The following is a 19,162-nucleotide window of genomic DNA, read 5'->3' as shown; positions in this document are numbered from 1 at the left end:
AAATATGATATTTTAATTTGCTAAAATGGCAAAATGCGGATTTGGGAGGTTTCATGGGAAAGAGATCTATTAAGGAAAACAAGAATATCTTTTTCGAAAGCAGAGAAGCAATGGGGTATTCCAGAGCTCAGGCAAGTGAGCTTATGGGAGGAATCTCTGAGAGCAGTCTTGAAAAGATGGAAACAGGCAAGACAAATATATATCCTGAAGATGTAGTTGCTATGGCCAAGGCATACAGAAAACCTGAGCTTTGCAATTATTATTGCACTCACGAGTGTGCTATAGGAAGAACTTCAGTGCCTGAAGTTAAGATTTCTTCATTATCAGAAATTGTTCTCGCTATGTTGTCTTCCCTTAATTCTCTTGAGCGTCAAAAGAATAGACTGATCGAGATAACTGCAGATGGCGAGATCACAGATGATGAGCTTTCAGATTTTGCCAGCATTCAGACACAGCTTGAACATATAGATGTAACTGTAGAGGCTCTCAAATTGTGGGTTGCTAATACTATTGCCGACGGCAAGATCGACAAAGATAAGCTTGATAAGTTGAAAAAATAAAATAGTATCCAAAAAAGTTCAGCTTATATGCTGAACTTTTTTTATTTTGCCTATTGCCTTTATAACTTTAGTGTGCTAAAATTCTTTCCAGTACATACAAATGTCCGTGGTACAAAAACAAATATTTTAATTTTGTAGGTGAGAGAAATGCAACAGGATGCAGGCTACTATGTTATAAGAAAACAGGCAGTTCCAGAGGTTCTTTTAAAGGTTGTAGAAGCCAAGAAACTCTTGGAATCCGGCAAAGTAAAAACTGTAAATGACGCAGCCGATAGTGTGGGCATCAGTAGGAGCTCTTTTTACAAATATAAAGAGGATATCTACGAATTCCACGACAGTCTGCAGGGAACAACATTAACTCTTACATTCCAGATGAATGATGAAGTAGGTCTTTTATCCTACGTTCTAAATCTTATTGCTGAATTTGGTGCAAATATTCTGACTATTCACCAGTCTATTCCACTTAATGGAGTTGCATCGATTTCAATAACGATCCAGGTTCTCCCAACTACAAGAGATGTTATGGATATGATTGACAAGATGGAAAAGGCAAGCGGCGTTCACAAGGTCCACATTTCCGGACGCAGCGCAACCTTTGCATAAATTGAGGAAAAATATTATGAAAAATTGGAGGATGTAATGGCAAAAGTAGCAGTCTTGGGATATGGCACAGTAGGTAGCGGTGTTGTTGAAGTTCTTGATACAAACGCAGCTGAAGTAGAGAAGAGCGCAGGCGAAAAGATTGAGCTTAAATATATTCTTGATCTTAGAGATTTTCCTGGTGACAAGCATGAGTCACAGGTCGTTCACGACATAAATGTTATTCTCGATGATCCGGAAGTAGATGTGATCTGCGAAACAATGGGTGGAATAGAACCTGCCTTTACATTTGAGAAGCAGGCTCTTTCTAAGGGCAAGAGCGTCTGCACATCCAATAAAGAGCTTGTAGCGGCTCATGGACCAGAGCTTGTAGAGCTGGCTAAAGCAAACGGTGTAAGCTATCTTTTTGAAGCAAGTGTAGGTGGCGGAATTCCTGTTCTTAGAAGTCTTAACGATTCACTAAAGCATGAGAAGATTGATTCCATCACAGGTATCTTAAATGGAACAACAAACTACATCTTAACCAAGATGGATAAAGAGGGCATTGGATTTGAAACAGTCCTCAAACAGGCTCAGGAGAAAGGATATGCTGAGCGCAATCCGGAAGCTGACGTAGAGGGCTATGATGCATGTCGTAAGATTGCAATCCTTTCAAGCCTTATGAGCGGCAAACATGTTGATTATGAAGATATCTACACAGAGGGTATCAGCAAGATCAACATTCAGGATTTTGAATATGCCAGATCACTTAATATGGCTATCAAGCTCCTTGCAATGTGCAAAAGAAATGAGAATGGCTTTTTTACTATCGTAGCACCATTCCTCATTCCATATGAGAATCCACTTGCAAATGTTAATGGGGTATTTAATGCCATCAACGTTCATGGTAATATGTTAGGCGACGTTATGTTCTACGGCAAAGGAGCCGGTAAGAACGCTACAGCAAGCGCTGTAGTAGCTGACGTGATCGATATGGTCAAGCACAAGGGTAAACATATTGAAGTAAACATGAAAGCTGAGAAAGCTACTCTTTCACCTAAGGATAATGCTGTCAGACATTTCTTTGTAAGAGTTTCAGCAGAACTTGAAGATCAGGCAAGAGAGATATTTGGAAGCAACCTGGATGTAGTTAAGAGAAACAGCATTCCTAATGAGTTTGCATTTATTACAGATTCCATTTCAGAAAAAGACTTTGAAGAAAAGCTTTGGAAGATGGATAGTGTTAAGGGTTATATAAGATTATATTGATGAAATTTGAGGAGATAATACTATTATGAAGAAGGTAGTTAAATTCGGAGGAAGTTCACTTGCCAGCGCAGAGCAGTTCATGAAAGTGGGCCAGATCATCAAATCAGATCCAGACAGAGCTTATGTAGTTCCTTCTGCACCTGGAAAAAGAAATTCCAAAGACACAAAGGTTACAGACATGCTCTACAAGACATATGCTCTTGCAGAGGCTGGAAAAGATTTCCAGAAGCAGCTTGATGCTATCAAGGCGCGTTATGATGAGATCATCAAGGGACTTGGATTAAAGCTTAATCTGGCAAATGAATTTAAGACTATTGAAAAGAATTTTAAGGCCAAAGCTGGTAATGACTATGCTGCCAGCCGTGGAGAATATCTTAATGGTATCGTAATGGCTACCTATCTTGGGTTTGAATTCATTGATTCAGCAACTGTAGTTGCTTTTGATAAGAACGGTGAATTTGATAGTGAGAAGACCAACAAGCTTATGGCTAAAAAGCTTGAGAAGACGCCTAATGCTGTAATTCCAGGATTCTATGGAGCATATCCAGATGGAACCATCAAGACGTTTTCAAGAGGTGGTTCTGATATAACAGGATCTATCGTTTCAAGAGCTATTAAGGCTGATGTATATGAGAACTGGACTGATGTATCTGGCTTCCTTGTTGCAGATCCTAGGATCATCGACAGACCACCACACATCGATACTATCACATATACAGAGCTTCGAGAGCTTGCATATATGGGTGCTTCTGTTCTTCATGAAGACGCTATCTTCCCAGTTAGAAAAGAAGGTATTCCTATCAATATCAGAAATACCAACAAGCCAGAGGATCCAGGAACATGGATCGTTGAATCAACAGCCAAGAAGTCAAAGTTCGTCATCACTGGTATTGCTGGTAAAAAAGGCTTCTGCTGCGTAAATATCTTAAAGGATCAGATGAACTCTGAGGTAGGCTTTGTAAGAAAGGTTCTTCAGGCATTTGAAGATCAGAATATCTCCATCGAGCATGTTCCTTCAGGAATCGATACTATGACAGTATTTGTTCAGCAGGATGAGTTCATTGAAAAAGAGCAGTCAGTAGTTTCAGAGATTCACAGACTTGCTCGTCCAGATATGCTAGAGATTGACTCAGACCTTGCTCTTATTGCAGTTGTTGGTAGAGGTATGAAGTCTACACGTGGTACTGCCGGCAGAATCTTCTCAGCACTTGCACATGCAAGCGTAAACGTTAGAATGATCGATCAGGGATCATCAGAGCTTAATATCATCATTGGTGTTGAGACAAGAGATTATGAAAAGGCAATCAGAGCTATCTACGATATCTTCGTAACAACTCAGGTTTAATGACAATATAAAAGTGAGCCCTAGGGCTCACTTTTTTGTTTGCATATATTTATTATTGTAAAAGAAATTCTACAAACTGCTTGGCAGTATCAAGTCTGCCTGTGTTAATGATCACTCCTATTATGCATTTCTGACCATAGTAAGCATTGTTTTCTTTGATGGCACTTGAATCTTCGATATATAATCCAACTGGAACAGGGTCTTCCATTTCAGAAACAGGAATGTCAGGATATATTCCTGTGTTGTAGATTTCAGCAGCCATGACAGCATATTTGTTGTTTTTATCATATTCTCCATTTAGCATGAAGCTTTGATATTCTTCGGAAGAGATATAATCAATAAGCTTTCTGTCTACGTAGCAGATCTTATCTGAGTATTTATCAAGAAAAGCCTGATCAAAGGCATCTCTAAGATCCATGTAAACATCCTGATACGCATAATATCTGAACATATCAGTATCTGCAGCCATGACATCCAGCTCTTTGGCTGAGATATTAGCCATGATCTTCTCTGAGGTAGCAATTGTCATCTCATTGATGGCATCTGTCCTATAAGAGGAAGATGTATCTACGAAGCAGGTATAGCTATTAGTATCGATCTGCGCGTATTCAGTAAAATCAGACTCAAAGGTCTGCTGAGTATCAGGTACATTGCTGTTAAGTAAGACTGCATAAAGCGCGTAAGGCTTGTTGTTTGTAATGTCTTTTATAAGAATTGTAAGAAGTATGATAGCTGCAATGGCTACAAAAGTGTGGATCTTGTAGTATTCCCAAAAATATTCCCAGTGAGCCTTGAAACCCTGACCTTTTAATTTCTTTTGCTGTTCTTTGATCTCATCGTGCAATGACATGGCTTTTCCCTCCAGTTTAGGTCTAATAAATATTACAAAAATATAATTTAATTTAGTCGCAAAAACATATATAATTAATGATGGTATACTTTTTGTCCTGCTATCCGATCACATACGAAAGATATAATACAGATTTTAAACTGTACATGTCAATGTGATAAGTCTTTTTAGCATAAAATTTAGGTTTAATATTTGCCGAAACTAGATACTTTTCACCTTGACATTGACCGGGATTACATATAAGATAGTCGATAAAATGGGCTGTAAATGGGGAGTTTATAGCTGAGACTATAGGAGGATATTAGACTAGCATGGGTGTAGAGAACAATTTTGTAGAGTGTCTGGTTCCTAGTAAGGGATCTCCAGTAATGGTTTTTCTTAAGTACTTGTTACTTATTTTTGCAATTCTTTTCTTTATCGGAGCATTTTTGCTCGGCGGTGGATTAGTGTTTATGATCCTTTGTATAGCCGCAGGTTTTGGTTATCATTTTGCAGCTCTTAATGCAAATATCGAGTACGAATATCAGTACTGCGAAAGAGAGATTTCAGTAGATAAAGTTCTTAATAAAAGTTCCCGTAAGCACGTGGGCACTTATTCCGTTGAGCACATTGAGATCATGGCTCCATCACGTTCATATCATTTAGACGAATTCAAAAACAGAACATTCAAGGTTGTGGATTATTCATCAAAAGACAAGAATGCTCAGCCTGATCCTACATATACTATCATTTACGATGGCAAAGAGAAGATCATCTTAGAGCCTACAAGCGAGTTTGTATCTGCTATCAAGGCAGTTGCACCTAGAAAAGTATATACAGAATGATAAAAGAGGAGTAAGAAAAAATGGGACAGATAATTGGCGAAGGAATTACTTTTGACGACGTACTTTTGGTACCTGCTTATTCACAGGTTGTACCAAATCAGGTAGATGTTAGCACCTATCTTACCAAGAAGATCAAGCTCAACATTCCTATGATGAGTGCAGGAATGGATACTGTAACTGAGCACAGAATGGCTATCGCAATGGCCAGACAGGGTGGTATCGGTATCATCCACAAGAACATGTCTATCGAAGCTCAGGCAGAAGAGGTAGATAAGGTTAAGAGATCAGAAAATGGTGTTATTACAGATCCATTTTCACTTTCACCAGATCATACATTAGCAGACGCGGATTCACTTATGGCTAAGTTCCGCATCTCAGGTGTCCCAATCACAGAAGGAAGAAAACTGGTTGGTATCATTACTAACCGTGATCTTAAATTCGAAAAAGATTACTCCCAGAAGATAAAAGATGTAATGACAAGTGAGAATCTTGTCACAGCCAAGGAAGGTATTACACTTGAGGAAGCAAAGAGCATTCTTGCTAAGTCCAAAAAAGAGAAGCTTCCAATCGTTGATGACAACTACAATCTTGTAGGACTCATCACAATCAAGGATATTGAGAAAACAATCAAATATCCTCTTGCAGCCAAGGATGATCAGGGCAGACTTCTTTGCGGTGCAGGCGTAGGTATTTCAGCTAACTGCCTTGACCGTGTAGCAGCCCTTGTAGATGCTAAGGTTGATGTTATCGTACTTGATTCAGCACATGGACATTCAGAGAACGTTCTTAAGTGCCTTAGAATGATAAAAGAGAAATTCCCAGATCTTCAGGTTATTGCAGGTAACTGCGCAACAGGTGAAGCAACAAAGGCTCTCATCGAAGCTGGCGCTGATGCTGTTAAGGTTGGTATCGGACCTGGATCTATCTGCACAACACGAGTAGTTGCAGGTATCGGTGTTCCACAGATCACAGCTATCATGGATTGCTACAAAGTTGCCAGAGAGTATGGAGTACCTATCATCGCTGATGGTGGTATCAAGTATTCAGGAGATGTTACTAAGGCTATTGCAGCTGGTGGTAACCTTGTAATGATGGGTTCAATGTTTGCTGGATGCGACGAGGCTCCAGGAGATTTCGAGCTATATCAGGGTAGAAAATATAAGGTTTACCGTGGAATGGGTTCAATCGCAGCTATGGAGAATGGATCTAAGGACCGTTATTTCCAGGAAGATGCCAAGAAGCTTGTTCCAGAAGGCGTAGAGGGACGAGTTGCTTATAAGGGAACTGTAGAGGATACAGTATTCCAGCTTATGGGCGGCCTCAGAGCTGGTATGGGATATTGCGGATGTGGATCTATTGAGGAACTCAAGGAGAATGGCAGATTTATTAAGATGTCTGCAGCATCACTTCGTGAATCTCACCCACATGATATTCAGATCACTAAAGAAGCACCTAACTATAGTGCAGTTTAATCAGGAGTGAAAATTGCAGGAGCGGGTTTCGGATTTGGAATCTAAAAATGTAGCAAATGAGGGCTCTCTAAGTAACTTTAGCAGAGCCCTTGGGGATTTTGCGCAAAAAAATGGCAAGACTATGCAGTCATGGCAGGATAAATTCTGCGAGATGGCTGGTATCTATGCCATGTGTTTAGATGCCTCCGGTATCCCGCTTAGTGATTTTTCAGGGAATCCGCATGAGGTTCAGATCATTAGAAAATATGTAACAGACGTCAGGATTCGTAATATTTACAGACGTGTTTCTGAGGGCGAGCTTGAGGATCAGGCTGTTGAGATAACAGAGGTTCCTAATCTGAAGCTGGCAGCTGTTGCAGTCAAAAATGGTAATTCCACCACAGCAGTATGGATTGTTTGTGGTGTCTTTTCAGACGCGGACTATGATCAGGATTTTTATCACATTCCGCCAATAGATTCTTTTAGCTATCAGATTTCCGAACAGAAATTTTATAAGACACTTGATCTCTTAAGAGAAACATTAAATGTTCTCATCAGTATAGAGACTTCAAAATCTCAGGCTGTTGCTAACAGTGAGTTTAGCAAGAAACAAGAGATTGAGATGACATCGTCGTTCAGACGAGCTGAGACCATGACTGAGATCGTATCTCTCCTTGATAATGATGATTCAATAGAAGAGATAATGGTTGTCATAATCTCAAAGCTTTGTAATTATCTTCAGATCAGTAACGGCTTTACCTGTAGGATCCACCATGGACATCTCATGGACATAGTGGTTCAGTGGACAGCTCCTGGAGTCAACAAGATGTTTACTGATACTACAGATCAGGAGCTTTGCTGGTTTTTAGGCTCTGATCAGGCAACTGTCATATCAAGTGATACACAGATGAATGCCGGAGAGAGAGAACAGATCGATAGCCTTGGTATTAAAGCGCTTGTCGCCATGCCTGTTATCATCAATAACTCGATTCTTTTCTATGCATGCTTTTCTGAGACAAGAGAATTAAGGAACTGGTCCATAGATGACATCAAGTTTGTAAATGACGCCATTAAGGTCCTTCAGGGTATCATAACCAAGAGACTTCAGAAGAATTCATTAGCCAGCTCTTTTGCATCATTAGAAGCGGTTCTTGATAATGTCGGAAGTGCAATCTATGTAAGAGATATCAATACCGGAGTACTTCTGTTTGCTAACAGAAGCCTTAAAAAGAACTTCAAAAAAGAGATAACAGAAAATACCCTTGTTGATCTGTTTGAATCCAATATTCCGTCCAGGAGCCACAGCGGCAACTATGAAGTTAATCATAAAGACAGAGGCAAATGGTACGACGTATATTATACAAGGATCAAGTGGGTAGACGGAAGAGCAGTATCTCTTTGCGCTATCTATGATATTACTGAAAAGAAGCTCTATCAAAAGAGAATTGAGCTTCAGGCTTACACAGACTTTCTTACAGGTCTTTACAACAGAATGTGTTGCGAAAAGGATCTTGCAAGGTATGTGGATGAGGCTAGACAGACAGGTAAACACGGAGCCCTTATGTATCTTGACCTTGATGATTTCAAGCATATCAACGATAGCCTTGGTCATCAGTATGGTGATGTGCTCCTTCAGGATATTTCCAAGACTATCAGCAGAGTAGAAGGAATATCAAACTCCTGCTACAGAATGGGCGGTGACGAGTTTGTCATTATCATTCCACCTGAAAGCTTTGAGAAAATGGACAAGATCATAGAAGATATCAAGAAAGCCTTTGCTACACCTTGGTATCTCAAGAATAGTGATTATTACTGCACAATGAGTATGGGTATCGTAAGATTCCCAGATCAGGGTGACAACGTATCAGAACTTATCAGAAAATCTGACGTTGCCATGTACGAAGCCAAGAAATCTGGTAAGAACAGGATTGCTGAATACTCAGACAAGATCGATTCTTCATCAATCCACAGACTGGACCTTGAAAAGAGCATGTATGATGCCATCAACAACAGCTGTGATGAGTTTGAAGTTTATTTCCAGCCTGTCATCAGCGAGTTCTCGATGAAGGGCGGAACCAAGCAGTACAGACACATGGGGGCTGAGGCTCTTGTGCGCTGGAATAGTAGTAAGCTTGGATTTATCAAGCCGGATGAATTTGTTCCACTTGCTGAGTATCTGGGACTTATCAATCCTATTGGTAACTTTGTTCTGCAGAGAGCATGTGAGTGCTGCAGAATGTGGAATGAATCTGGAACAGGTGATTACACAGTCAGCGTCAATCTGTCAGTTGTACAGATCATGCAGACTGATATTGTAGATACCATCAAAAAATGTATTGAAGAAAATCACATCAAGCCTCATAATCTAATTCTCGAGTTAACAGAGAGACTTGCTATAAATGATCTTGCAAGAACCAAGCAGATCCTGCTTGATATCAAGGCACTTGGTGTCAGACTTGCTCTTGATGACTTCGGAACTGGTTATTCAGCTCTTAGCAGTATCAGAGCCCTTCCGTTTGATATCATCAAGATTGATCAGAACTTTGCAAAAGATGTGGCTGAGGATGATTATTCCAAGGCATTTATACGTACAATTGTCCAGCTGGGCGAGACCATTGACGCAGAGATCTGTGTTGAAGGAATAGAGACAAAGGCACAGTTTGATGCTCTTAAGGGCATGGGGGTTAAATACATTCAGGGCTACTATTTTGATCAGCCCTTGCGTAGAGCGGCTTTTGAGGAAAAGTACGTATATAATTCAAAAGTATGATATGATATACTTGTTAAAATTTATTCTAATTAGAAAGTTGGTTTTTTAAGAGAAATGGCAGAAGAAGTTGTAACAAATTTAAACGAGAATGCAGAAGGAGGAAATACACCTTCAAGACATTTTATCGAGCAGGCTATCGATAAGGATCTCAAGGATGGAGTGTATGATCACGTACATACACGTTTTCCACCTGAACCAAACGGATTTTTACATATAGGACATGCTAAGAGTATTCTTCTTAACTACGGTATGGCCAAGGAGTACGGCGGCAAGTTCAACTTGAGATTTGATGATACTAACCCAACCAAGGAAAAGGCTGAGTTCATGGATTCTATCATCGAAGATGTTAAGTGGCTTGGAGCTGATTACGAAGATCGTTTATTCCATGCATCAGATTATTTCGACGAGATGTATGAAGACGCTATTAAGCTCATCAAGAAGGGCAAAGCTTATGTTTCAGAACTTTCTGCAGATGAGATGCGTGAATACAGAGGAACTCTTACTGAGCCAGGTAAAGAGGATCCTAACAGAAATAGAAGTGTAGAAGAGAACTTAAAGCTCTTTGAAGATATGAAGAATGGCAAGTTTGAGGACGGAAGCGTTACTCTTCGTGCCAAGATCGATATGGCTTCTCCTAACATCAACATGAGAGACCCTATCATTTATAGAGTTGCCCACATGACACATGCCAGAACAGGCGATAAGTGGTGCATCTATCCTATGTACGACTTTGCTCATCCTATCGAGGATGCTATCGAGGGCATTACACATTCTCTTTGCACTCTTGAATTTGAAGACCACAGACCTTTATATGACTGGGTAAAAGAGGAATGTGAATACAAGAACCCTCCTCGTCAGATCGAGTTTGCTAAGCTCTACCTCAATAATGTTGTAACAGGTAAGAGATATATCAAGAGACTCGTTGAGGACGGAATCGTTGATGGATGGGATGATCCAAGACTTGTAACTATCGCATCACTTCGTAGAAGAGGATTTACTCCAGAGTCTATCAAGATGTTCGTAGATATGTGCGGTATCAGTAAGGCTAATTCTACAGCAGAGTATGCAATGCTTGAGTACTGCATCAGAGAGGACTTAAAGCTCAAGGCTAAGAGAATGCTTGCAATTCTTGATCCTGTTAAGCTTGTTATCGACAACTATCCAGAAGGACAGACAGAGTACCTCGATATTGAAAATAATAAAGAAGTTCCTGAGATGGGATCAAGAAAGGTTCCATTTGGAAGAGAACTCTACATTGAAAGAGAAGACTTCATGGAGGAGCCTCCAAAGAAGTACTTCCGTTTATTCCCTGGTAACGAAGTAAGACTTATGAATGCATATTTCGTTACATGCACAAGCTTTGTTAAGGATGAAAATGGCAAGGTAACAGAGATTCACTGTACATATGATCCTGAGACAAAGGGCGGCGACAGTGCTGACGGCAGAAAAGTAAAGGGAACAATTCACTGGGTAGCAGCCAAGGAAGCTGTTAACTGCGAAGTTCGTCTTTATGAAAATATCATTGATGAGGAAAAGGGTGTTTACAACGAGGATGGTTCACTTAATCTTAACCCTCACTCCATCACAGTTATCAAAGATGCAAAGCTTGAGCCAGAACTTGGCGAAGCTGTTGCTTACGACAAATTCCAGTTTGTCAGAAATGGTTTCTTTAGCGTAGATAGTAAGGATTCAAAACCAGGAGCACCTGTGTTTAACAGAATAGTGTCACTTAAGAGTTCTTTTGTTCTGCCTAAAAACTAATTGTTAGAAAAGAGGTAAAGTTATGGCTGGTATTTTTTCCGGACTTGAAAAACTTGGATTAGGAAACATCGGAGGCGGAGATCTCTTTGAGGATCCAAAGAAAAAAGAGGCTGCTGTAAAGCAGGGTGAACCTCAGAAGAAGCTTACTCTTGTTAACGAAGAAGATTATCTTTTTGACAAGAAGTATAAGTGTCCTGTATGCGACATGGATTTTGAGGCAAAGACCGTCAGAACTGGAAAAGTCAGAATGAAGGCCGTAGATATCGACTTAAGACCTGATTACGCTGAGCTTGACCAGACCAAGTATGACGTTATCGCTTGTCCAGAGTGTGGATACGCAGCACTTGGAAGATACTTCAATACACTTAACAAGTATCAGATCGATGACATCAGAGTCAAGATCTGTATGAATTACAAGAAGCTTGATTACAAAGAGCCAACATATACATATGAGCATGCCAAGAACCTTTATCAGCTTGCGCTTGCAAATGCTGTAGTTAAAAAGGCTAAGAACAGTGAGAAGGCTTATATCTGTCTTAAGACAGCATGGGTACTTAGAGGTGAGACTCAGAGACTTGATTCTGCTGATCCTGATTATCAGAAAAAGAAGGATGAGAATGATGCTCAGGAGAAAGAACTTTTAAAGAATGCACTTAACGGATTCGTAATGGCTAGACAGTCAGAAGAGTTCCCTATTGCAGGAATGGATTCAACTACTCTTGATTATCTTATTGCAGCACTTGCAATGGAGACAGGAGATTACGATGTAGCTGGTAAGATGATCTCTGAGATCCTTACATCCAGAACAGCAAATAGCCGAATCAAAGATAAAGCAAGATTATTAAAAGAAATGATGGCTGAAGAAAAAGAGCAGTAATAAAAATGGGACATAGGCTAAAGCCTATGTCCCTTATCTTTAATAATTATTATTTGGATTCTTCGTCATCAAAGAATTCTTCTGAAGATGAAGGCTCTTTTGATGAATCACCTGTCTCGGAAGTAGTCTTTATATCAACATATCTTCTAGATGAGTTCTTGTAGTCTTTTTCTTCTTCGAGGTCATCTTCGAAATCGTCAACGTCTTCGTAATCTTCATCATCGAATTCATCGGCAATTTCAGCTTCTCTCTTAGAAAGATAATAGTAAGCTCCTGCGGCAGCAGCACCTACTGCAGTGCAGAATAATATAAATTTACCAAATCCATTGTTTTTGGACATATCGGGAATCCTCCTATCAAAACGCTGACTTTATTTTAATACAATTTATTTATAAATAAAAGTGTACTGTATTAAAATTTGATAAATAACGTAAAAACGTTCGAATAACTACTGTAATAAATGATATAATTAACCTAGACTACGATGGTCAATTGGGGACTTGGGGAAAAGACATAATGAATGAAAGATTTTTTGAACTAAAGAAAGAAAAGCAGGATCGTATGATAAACGCTGCGCTCTATGTATTTGCTGAAAGAGGCTATTATCATGCAAGTACCGATGAGATCGTCAAGGCGGCGAATATCAGTAAAGGACTTCTCTTTCATTACTTTGGAAGTAAGATTGGGCTATATGCCTTTTTATATGATTACGCCACAAGATTTGCGACATTGGAGCTTACTCAGAATGTGGATAAAGATGAAAACGGATACTTTGAGCTCTTCAAACAGATAGTATCAGCCAAGGCTAATGCCATGGCTCAGTATCCTTACATATATCTTTTCCTGAAAAAAGCTGAGGAGGAGACTTATCCGGAAGCCCTGGCGCAGATAAGTGAGAGACGTGATAAGTACAGGAGAATAATGGAAGCCCTAAAGGAAAGGGCTGATATAACGGTATTACCGCCGCATTTTGATTACGACAGATTGGGAGACATCCTGGAATACACAATAGATGGTTTGCTTACAGAAAACGTGAAAGGTGAGAATTTCAGAGCTGATTTATTCCTCGAAGAAGCTGAGGAGTATGTTGATATGATACAAAAAATGGTATTGGCATAAAGGAGGCGCAAATGAGCAAATTCTTAGTAGCTGGAGTAACACAGATTGAGACAATCGTCAGAGTTGACAAGGTTCCTGTAAGTTATGTGCCACTTACTAGTGCAAATGATTCCATTTTTACTGCAGTTGGAGGCGATGCTTATAATGAATCATTAGCTCTTAAGTGGCTTGGCGATGATGTTACATTTATGTCCATTGTGGGAAGAAATCAGGATTTGGGAATCATCAACCCACCTGATAGGAAAGTCACACTATCTACTGAGTATATTGTTCCTCAGATGAATGAAACTCCAACTGAGGTTGTTTTCTATGACAAGAACAGAAAGCAGCAGATTTTTGAGGATATCAAGGATCTAAGAGAGAATACCTATGACATGTCCATGGTAACTCCTCTGGTAAATAGCTGTGATATGATGGTTCTTGCTAATGCCAATTTCTGCAGACCTTTCGCATTAGCTGCTGCTGAGCATAATAAGCCTATAGCAGTTAATATCAGAAATTATAATCCGGAAAAAGAGAAGTATAATACAGACTTCTTAAAACCAGCCAAGGTTTTATATTTTAGTGATGATACTCTTACAGAGGATCCATACGCATTCATAGACAGAATGGCTTCAACCTATGGAACTGAGGTCATTATCCTTGGACAGGGTAGTGAAGGACTTATCATTTACGACAAGACCAAGGACATTAGAGCACATTACAAGACTGTCAAGACCAATGAAGTAGTTAATACTATCGGTGCTGGTAATGCCCTCTTTGCATGCTTCCTCCACTATTACATGGAAACTGGCGACAGCGTTAATGCCATCAAGAATGCGCTGTTGTTTGCTTCTTACAAGATTGGATTCATGGGCACATCCAATGGCTTCATGACCACTGAACAGGTAGAGCAGTGGAGAAATCTAATCTGGGGAATCAAGATGACTCCATTTGAAGAACATGGCAACTAAAACTTGAAAATATGAAAAAAAACTGATAAAGTAGAGTTACGGAAACGTTACCGGTAACGGTGATTTTTTCCGTAACTTTTTTAATGACGATGATCAAAGTGAGGTATATCTATGGCAAAGAATGAAAAGAAACAGACAAGGCGATGTGGAGTTCTTTTACCAATTTTTTCACTTTCTTCTGAATATGGTATCGGAGCCTTTTCAAAAGAAGCCTATGACTTTGTGGACTTTTTAAGCGATGCAGGCCAGAGCTATTGGCAGATATTACCGCTGGGACCTACAAGTTACGGAGATTCACCTTATCAGTCTTTCTCCACATTTGCTGGGAATCCATATTTTATCGATATAAATGCCCTTATTAAAGATGGGCTTCTTACCAGAAAACAGGCTTTAGGATGCAACTTTGGCGGCACAGAGGAAAAGATAGATTATGAGAGGCTGTACCGTTCAAGATTTAAACTCCTTAAGAACGCTTATGACAATGTAGACAAGAGCCCCGTTGCCAAAGAGATCAAAAAGGAATTTGAAGCCTTCAAGAAAAATCCGGATAACGACTGGCTTTCAGACTATGCTCTTTTCATGGCATTAAAAGATGCCAATGGCGGAAAAGCCTGGAATACATGGTCAGAGGATATAAAACTCAGAAAGAAAGAGGCCTTAAAGAAGGCTCATGAAAAGTATAAAGTGGAAGTTGATTTCTACAGCTTTCTTCAGTATCTTTTCTCAAAGCAGTGGGAAGCCCTTAAGTCCTATGCCAACTCTAAGGGAATCGAGATAATCGGTGATATTCCGATTTACGTTGCCTTCGATAGTGCAGATACTTGGGCAAATCCAGAGCTCTTTTTACTGGATAAAGAGAACACACCAATTGACGTGGCAGGCTGCCCTCCAGATGCATTTAGTGCTACCGGTCAGCTCTGGGGCAACCCTCTCTACAGATGGGATTACCACAAAAAAACTGGCTATAAGTGGTGGCTTAAGAGAATCTCTCAGTGCTACAAACTTTATGATGTAGTCAGGATCGACCACTTCAGAGGTTTTGATGAGTACTATGCAATTCCTTACGGCAATCCAACTGCTGAGATTGGTGAGTGGCGCAAGGGACCAGGCTATGACCTCTTTGATGTTATGAAGAAGCAGCTTGGTGACAAGAAGGTCATTGCAGAGGATCTTGGCTTCCTTACAGATACAGTTATAGGGCTTGTTAAAAAGACAGGCTTCCCGGGAATGAAGATCCTGGAATTTGCCTTTGATTCTAGGGAAGAGAGTGATTATCTTCCACACAATTATACAAAGAACTGTATTGTATATACAGGAACTCATGACAATGAGACTTGCAGGGGCTGGTTTGACCACCTTCCTAGAAATGACAAGAGATTTGCCAAGGAATATCTTGGAATCCATTATGCCAAGGATGCAGTATGGGCTATGATCAGAGCTGCGTTTGCAAGCGTTTCTGATACAGCTATTATCCCTATGCAGGATTACCTTGAACTTGGCGCTTATGCTAGGATCAACACACCATCTACTTTGGGAGGCAACTGGACATGGCGTATGAAGAAGGATGCTTTGTCAAAAGAGCTTTGCCAGAGGATGCACGATTATGCTAGAATCTATGGCAGACTTAGTTAAATCTAATACCAGGTAGGAACTAATAATGGCAGAGATCACAATTGTTGAGATAGCGAAAAGATGTGGAGTAGGCGTTAGTACTGTATCCAGAGCCCTTAATAACCATACGGATATCAATCCAGAGACCAAGAAAAGGATAATGGAGGTTATCAAGGAAACAGGGTATATTCCAAATAATAGCGCACGAAACCTTAAGAGAACAGACGCAAAGTGCATAGCTGTTCTTGTAAAAGGTATTACTAACCCATTCTTTACTCCAATGATAGAGATTGCTGAGGCAGAGGCAGAAGAGAGAAAGTATGCTCTGGTGCTTAGACACGTTGAGGCCTATGAAGATGAGGTTGATGTTGCTCTCGAACTGGAAAAAGAAAAGAGACTGCGCGGTATCATCTTTATGGGAGGTAGCTCCAAGCATTCTTCTCACAAGCTCAAACAGCTTAACGTTCCTGTAGTTTTTGCAACTGTAGGTTCAGATATTTCAGAAAAGCTTAGTAAGAACTCATATTCAACGGTTTCTGTAGATGATAAGCTTGAGAGCCGCAAGATGACTGAGTACCTTATCGGACTTGGACATAAGAGGATCGCTATCCTCTCAGAGGGAAGCGACAAGCCTTCGATCGTAAAGCAGCGTCTTGAAGGATATGTAGAAGCTCTTGAAGCTAACGGAATCAAAGTTGATGAAAAGCTTATAAGATATGTGGATCGAAGGATCTATTCCATGGAAAATGGCTATAAGACTACTAAAGCTTTGATAGATTCAGGAGAGGAATTCACAGCTCTTTACTGTATATCAGATGTTCTGGCAGTAGGTGCTCTTAGAGCATTTGCTGATGCCGGGATCCGCGTTCCGGAAGATGTGAGTGTTGCAGGATTTGACGGACAGGATATTTCCAGATTTTGCGTTCCAAGACTTACTACACTTCGTCAGCCACTTGAAGACATTTCTCGAGAGACTATGAAGCTTATCTTCAATATCATCGATGAAGAGAGCGGACACAAGCATATCGTATTCCCCGGAGAACTAATTGTGGGAGAATCCACAGCAAAGAGATGAGTCCTCGTGGACGAAAGTGAGCCCTAGGGACGGAGGTTATGGCTCATTTTACAGAGTAAAATGAGCCATAACTTCCGTCCCTTGAGGGCTCACTTCCGTCCCTTGTTACATGGCGCTCATATATGCATTGCTATACTCTTTTTGCCCAGTTACATCCTCTACAAACCAGCTTGCAGGCTTGTAGGCGGCAGCTGATTCCTCATCAGGGAATTCTACTTCTGCAATTATTGTTCCATCAAATGGAGCTTCAAAGACATCAAGTTCGATCTTGATGTCTTTTTCTTTGACTTTCTTGTGGATATCTGGATGATCAGACAGATACTCTGTGGAAAAGCCATCTTCATTTAGAGGAATGAGATATCTCTTTTTCCTGATCATATTGCCATCGGCCTTCTCAACCATATGGTCATAGCTGGCCTTATCAAGGGGCATATTATATTCGATCTTACCGATTTCTCCGGCTTTGGCTAATGTATTATCGCCTTTGTAGGTCATGTAATAGATGTCGTCCTCGCGTCTTACACGGATTGCGGGACGGACATTAAGATAGCCCTGCTCTATTATGTGAAAAGGGTAATTGTCTAAATCCTGTGGAAGTTCTGTTACAGTGAATTTTCTTTCTATTTCTAATCCCATGGTTTTTCCTCTGAACTTAAGTATATTATCTGCAGTTTTTATTTTACATGGTTATAAGCTTAACGTACAATGGAAAAGTAAAGGCAGATTTATAATATGCGGATTAAATATATGAACATAAAAGTTAATTGGAGGAAAAGATAATGGCAAAGACAGTACTTTTTTTGGCAAACGGATTTGAAGAGATCGAGGCACTTACAGTGGTGGACCTTTTAAGAAGACAGGGAATCGAGATAACAACAGCATCTATTACTGATTCCGTTGAGGTTACAGGATCTCATAACATAACAGTTAAGGCGGATACAGTATTAGACAAGATCGATACTGGTTCTTTTGATATGCTGATCCTGCCAGGTGGACAGCCTGGAACAACAAACCTTGGCAACTGCAAAAAACTCACAGATGCCATCATAAAGCATAACGACGCAGGAAAAGACCTTGCGGCTATCTGCGCAGCTCCTACTGTTTACGGCAAGCTTGGTCTATTACAGGGCAAAAGAGCATGCTGCTACCCTGAATGTGAAGAGGGTCTTTTAGGAGCAGATGTCCAAACCACAGAAGTTACAGTAGATGGCAACTTCATCACAAGTCGCGGCATGGGAACAGCAATTCCTTTTGGTCTTGCAATCATCGAGAGATTCTGCGGAAAAGCTGCAGCAGATGACATGGCAAAGAAGATCGTGTTTAACAAGTAATATCAACATGTGCGGGGGTGACGACATGAATATTACATACAGGAAACTAACCAAAGATGATCTAGACACATTTATCCAAATGAGGATTAATCAGCTTAGAGAAGAGGGGGCTAAGGAGGATATTGATCTGGTTCCTGCACTTAGGAATTACTATGAGCGTCATATGGCTGACGGAACCTTTGTTTCTTGGCTTGCGCTTGATGGAGACAAGATCATTGGAACCAGCGGTATGTCTTTTGTAGAGAAGCCTCCATATTTTGGATGCCCTAGCGGTAAGATGGGCCTTCTTTCTAGTATGTTTACAAATCCTACCTATAGGCGTCAGGGGATCGCAAAAGAACTATTAGACAGAGTAGTGACAGAAGCTAGAGATTACGGCTGTGGAACTGTACAGATCACAGCATCTGATATGGGAGTAAAGCTCTATACTGCCTATGGCTTTATTCATAATGGGAATTTCATGCAATATAAGCTTTGATTGAAACTTATGAGATACCAAAAGAGAATAAAAGATAGTAATGGTATCATCGACAATTAGCTCAGTAATACCAAGCAAGAAAAAATGTGGGAATGGTATTACAAGAAAAAGCCACAAGAATCTCGATTTAATTTCTAGGGTGTTCAATATTGAACACCCTTTTTCTTCGAAATTTTCTTTAAAAAATAAGTGGAAAAATAAAACTGCCTATGTTATAATCTGAAGGCAATTGTGCCTTAGTGGGCTTATTGCATTATTGGACAATACATAAATTGTAAACAATATATTTTTAGAAGGAGATATTAGTTA

General features: G+C 40.1%; 18 protein-coding genes. 15 read left to right on the top strand and 3 right to left on the bottom strand.

Features of this window, described 5'->3' with window-relative positions:
- Nucleotides 1-53: 53 nt before the first annotated feature.
- The 4 genes from bhn_RS11555 (at nucleotide 54) to bhn_RS11540 (ending at nucleotide 3,753) form a co-directional block, all read left to right on the top strand.
- Nucleotides 54-560 (top strand): helix-turn-helix domain-containing protein, encoded by a 507-nt coding sequence (locus bhn_RS11555; protein ID WP_071176841.1) that lies wholly within the window; start codon nucleotides 54-56, stop codon nucleotides 558-560.
- A gap of 147 nt (nucleotides 561-707) precedes the next feature.
- The gene (locus bhn_RS11550; protein ID WP_071176840.1) at nucleotides 708-1,163 is read left to right on the top strand and encodes an ACT domain-containing protein; all 456 of its coding nucleotides are present in this window, start codon (nucleotides 708-710) and stop codon (nucleotides 1,161-1,163) included.
- Nucleotides 1,164-1,199: 36 nt separating this feature from the next.
- The gene (locus bhn_RS11545) at nucleotides 1,200-2,408 is read left to right on the top strand and encodes a homoserine dehydrogenase (RefSeq protein ID WP_071176839.1); all 1,209 of its coding nucleotides are present in this window, start codon (nucleotides 1,200-1,202) and stop codon (nucleotides 2,406-2,408) included.
- 25 nt (nucleotides 2,409-2,433) lie between these two features.
- A complete protein-coding gene (locus bhn_RS11540; protein WP_071176838.1) occupies nucleotides 2,434-3,753 on the top strand; it encodes an aspartate kinase in 1,320 nt (439 codons plus the stop codon).
- Nucleotides 3,754-3,805: 52 nt separating this feature from the next.
- On the opposite strand, the gene bhn_RS11535 is transcribed toward bhn_RS11540, so the two are convergent.
- Nucleotides 3,806-4,603, bottom strand: a complete 798-nt coding sequence (locus tag bhn_RS11535) for a hypothetical protein (protein ID WP_071176837.1) — start codon at nucleotides 4,601-4,603, stop codon at nucleotides 3,806-3,808.
- 311 nt (nucleotides 4,604-4,914) lie between these two features.
- Here bhn_RS11535 and bhn_RS11530 point away from each other — a divergent pair, with 311 nt between their 5' ends.
- The 5 genes from bhn_RS11530 to bhn_RS11510 are packed head-to-tail and all read left to right on the top strand — an operon-like array spanning nucleotide 4,915 to nucleotide 12,286.
- A complete protein-coding gene (locus tag bhn_RS11530; RefSeq protein ID WP_071176836.1) occupies nucleotides 4,915-5,427 on the top strand; it encodes a DUF6106 family protein in 513 nt (170 codons plus the stop codon).
- 20 nt (nucleotides 5,428-5,447) lie between these two features.
- Nucleotides 5,448-6,899, top strand: coding sequence for an IMP dehydrogenase (gene guaB, locus bhn_RS11525; RefSeq protein WP_071176835.1), 1,452 nt, complete (start codon nucleotides 5,448-5,450; stop codon nucleotides 6,897-6,899).
- A 34-nt stretch (nucleotides 6,900-6,933) separates the two neighbouring features.
- Nucleotides 6,934-9,648, top strand: a complete 2,715-nt coding sequence (locus tag bhn_RS11520; protein WP_236845914.1) for a sensor domain-containing phosphodiesterase — start codon at nucleotides 6,934-6,936, stop codon at nucleotides 9,646-9,648.
- A 54-nt stretch (nucleotides 9,649-9,702) separates the two neighbouring features.
- Nucleotides 9,703-11,409 (top strand): glutamine--tRNA ligase/YqeY domain fusion protein, encoded by a 1,707-nt coding sequence (locus bhn_RS11515; RefSeq protein WP_071176834.1) that lies wholly within the window; start codon nucleotides 9,703-9,705, stop codon nucleotides 11,407-11,409.
- Nucleotides 11,410-11,431: 22 nt separating this feature from the next.
- Nucleotides 11,432-12,286: a DUF2225 domain-containing protein gene (locus tag bhn_RS11510; RefSeq protein WP_071176833.1), complete on the top strand. Its 855-nt coding sequence runs from the start codon at nucleotides 11,432-11,434 to the stop codon at nucleotides 12,284-12,286.
- A gap of 49 nt (nucleotides 12,287-12,335) precedes the next feature.
- Here bhn_RS11510 and bhn_RS11505 read toward each other — a convergent pair whose 3' ends face one another.
- Nucleotides 12,336-12,626, bottom strand: a complete 291-nt coding sequence (locus bhn_RS11505) for a hypothetical protein (protein ID WP_071176832.1) — start codon at nucleotides 12,624-12,626, stop codon at nucleotides 12,336-12,338.
- A gap of 176 nt (nucleotides 12,627-12,802) precedes the next feature.
- On the opposite strand from bhn_RS11505, the gene bhn_RS11500 reads away from it, so the two are divergent.
- The 4 genes from bhn_RS11500 (at nucleotide 12,803) to bhn_RS11485 (ending at nucleotide 17,044) form a co-directional block, all read left to right on the top strand.
- Complete coding sequence (locus bhn_RS11500) at nucleotides 12,803-13,405, top strand: TetR/AcrR family transcriptional regulator (protein WP_071176831.1); 603 nt, start codon at nucleotides 12,803-12,805, stop codon at nucleotides 13,403-13,405.
- Between the two features lie 11 nt (nucleotides 13,406-13,416).
- Nucleotides 13,417-14,358 carry a carbohydrate kinase family protein gene (locus bhn_RS11495; RefSeq protein WP_071176830.1) on the top strand — a complete coding sequence of 314 codons (942 nt, stop codon included), beginning with the start codon at nucleotides 13,417-13,419 and terminating at the stop codon, nucleotides 14,356-14,358.
- 111 nt (nucleotides 14,359-14,469) lie between these two features.
- Nucleotides 14,470-15,990: a 4-alpha-glucanotransferase gene (gene malQ, locus bhn_RS11490; RefSeq protein ID WP_071176829.1), complete on the top strand. Its 1,521-nt coding sequence runs from the start codon at nucleotides 14,470-14,472 to the stop codon at nucleotides 15,988-15,990.
- Between the two features lie 25 nt (nucleotides 15,991-16,015).
- Entirely contained in the window at nucleotides 16,016-17,044 is a 1,029-nt protein-coding gene (locus tag bhn_RS11485; protein ID WP_071176828.1) for a LacI family DNA-binding transcriptional regulator, read from the top strand.
- Nucleotides 17,045-17,149: 105 nt separating this feature from the next.
- Here the strand turns inward: bhn_RS11485 and bhn_RS11480 are convergent, their stop codons facing one another.
- Entirely contained in the window at nucleotides 17,150-17,680 is a 531-nt protein-coding gene (locus bhn_RS11480) for a CYTH domain-containing protein (RefSeq protein ID WP_071176827.1), read from the bottom strand.
- A gap of 143 nt (nucleotides 17,681-17,823) precedes the next feature.
- On the opposite strand from bhn_RS11480, the gene bhn_RS11475 reads away from it, so the two are divergent.
- Nucleotides 17,824-18,375: a DJ-1 family glyoxalase III gene (locus bhn_RS11475; protein WP_071176826.1), complete on the top strand. Its 552-nt coding sequence runs from the start codon at nucleotides 17,824-17,826 to the stop codon at nucleotides 18,373-18,375.
- Between the two features lie 25 nt (nucleotides 18,376-18,400).
- The gene (locus bhn_RS11470; RefSeq protein ID WP_071176825.1) at nucleotides 18,401-18,853 is read left to right on the top strand and encodes a GNAT family N-acetyltransferase; all 453 of its coding nucleotides are present in this window, start codon (nucleotides 18,401-18,403) and stop codon (nucleotides 18,851-18,853) included.
- The last annotated feature ends 309 nt before the right edge of the window (nucleotides 18,854-19,162 follow it).

Origin of the sequence: Butyrivibrio hungatei (genome assembly GCF_001858005.1) — a bacterium.
In the GTDB taxonomy this organism is placed as follows: domain Bacteria; phylum Bacillota; class Clostridia; order Lachnospirales; family Lachnospiraceae; genus Butyrivibrio; species Butyrivibrio hungatei.
The sequence above is the reverse complement of the archived record's forward strand: the minus strand, read 5'-3'. Positions and strand labels throughout refer to the sequence as shown.

What these genes read in the sequence shown, in the direction of transcription:
- bhn_RS11555 (WP_071176841.1), top strand. Translation starts at nt 54, where the DNA reads ATGGGAAAGAGATCTATTAAGGAAAACAAGAATATCTTTTTCGAAAGC.
- bhn_RS11550 (WP_071176840.1), top strand. Translation starts at nt 708, where the DNA reads ATGCAACAGGATGCAGGCTACTATGTTATAAGAAAACAGGCAGTTCCA.
- bhn_RS11545 (WP_071176839.1), top strand. Translation starts at nt 1,200, where the DNA reads ATGGCAAAAGTAGCAGTCTTGGGATATGGCACAGTAGGTAGCGGTGTT.
- bhn_RS11540 (WP_071176838.1), top strand. Translation starts at nt 2,434, where the DNA reads ATGAAGAAGGTAGTTAAATTCGGAGGAAGTTCACTTGCCAGCGCAGAG.
- bhn_RS11535 (WP_071176837.1), bottom strand. Translation starts at nt 4,603, where the DNA reads ATGTCATTGCACGATGAGATCAAAGAACAGCAAAAGAAATTAAAAGGT.
- bhn_RS11530 (WP_071176836.1), top strand. Translation starts at nt 4,915, where the DNA reads ATGGGTGTAGAGAACAATTTTGTAGAGTGTCTGGTTCCTAGTAAGGGA.
- guaB (WP_071176835.1), top strand. Translation starts at nt 5,448, where the DNA reads ATGGGACAGATAATTGGCGAAGGAATTACTTTTGACGACGTACTTTTG.
- bhn_RS11515 (WP_071176834.1), top strand. Translation starts at nt 9,703, where the DNA reads ATGGCAGAAGAAGTTGTAACAAATTTAAACGAGAATGCAGAAGGAGGA.
- bhn_RS11510 (WP_071176833.1), top strand. Translation starts at nt 11,432, where the DNA reads ATGGCTGGTATTTTTTCCGGACTTGAAAAACTTGGATTAGGAAACATC.
- bhn_RS11505 (WP_071176832.1), bottom strand. Translation starts at nt 12,626, where the DNA reads ATGTCCAAAAACAATGGATTTGGTAAATTTATATTATTCTGCACTGCA.
- bhn_RS11500 (WP_071176831.1), top strand. Translation starts at nt 12,803, where the DNA reads ATGAATGAAAGATTTTTTGAACTAAAGAAAGAAAAGCAGGATCGTATG.
- bhn_RS11495 (WP_071176830.1), top strand. Translation starts at nt 13,417, where the DNA reads ATGAGCAAATTCTTAGTAGCTGGAGTAACACAGATTGAGACAATCGTC.
- malQ (WP_071176829.1), top strand. Translation starts at nt 14,470, where the DNA reads ATGGCAAAGAATGAAAAGAAACAGACAAGGCGATGTGGAGTTCTTTTA.
- bhn_RS11485 (WP_071176828.1), top strand. Translation starts at nt 16,016, where the DNA reads ATGGCAGAGATCACAATTGTTGAGATAGCGAAAAGATGTGGAGTAGGC.
- bhn_RS11480 (WP_071176827.1), bottom strand. Translation starts at nt 17,680, where the DNA reads ATGGGATTAGAAATAGAAAGAAAATTCACTGTAACAGAACTTCCACAG.
- bhn_RS11475 (WP_071176826.1), top strand. Translation starts at nt 17,824, where the DNA reads ATGGCAAAGACAGTACTTTTTTTGGCAAACGGATTTGAAGAGATCGAG.
- bhn_RS11470 (WP_071176825.1), top strand. Translation starts at nt 18,401, where the DNA reads ATGAATATTACATACAGGAAACTAACCAAAGATGATCTAGACACATTT.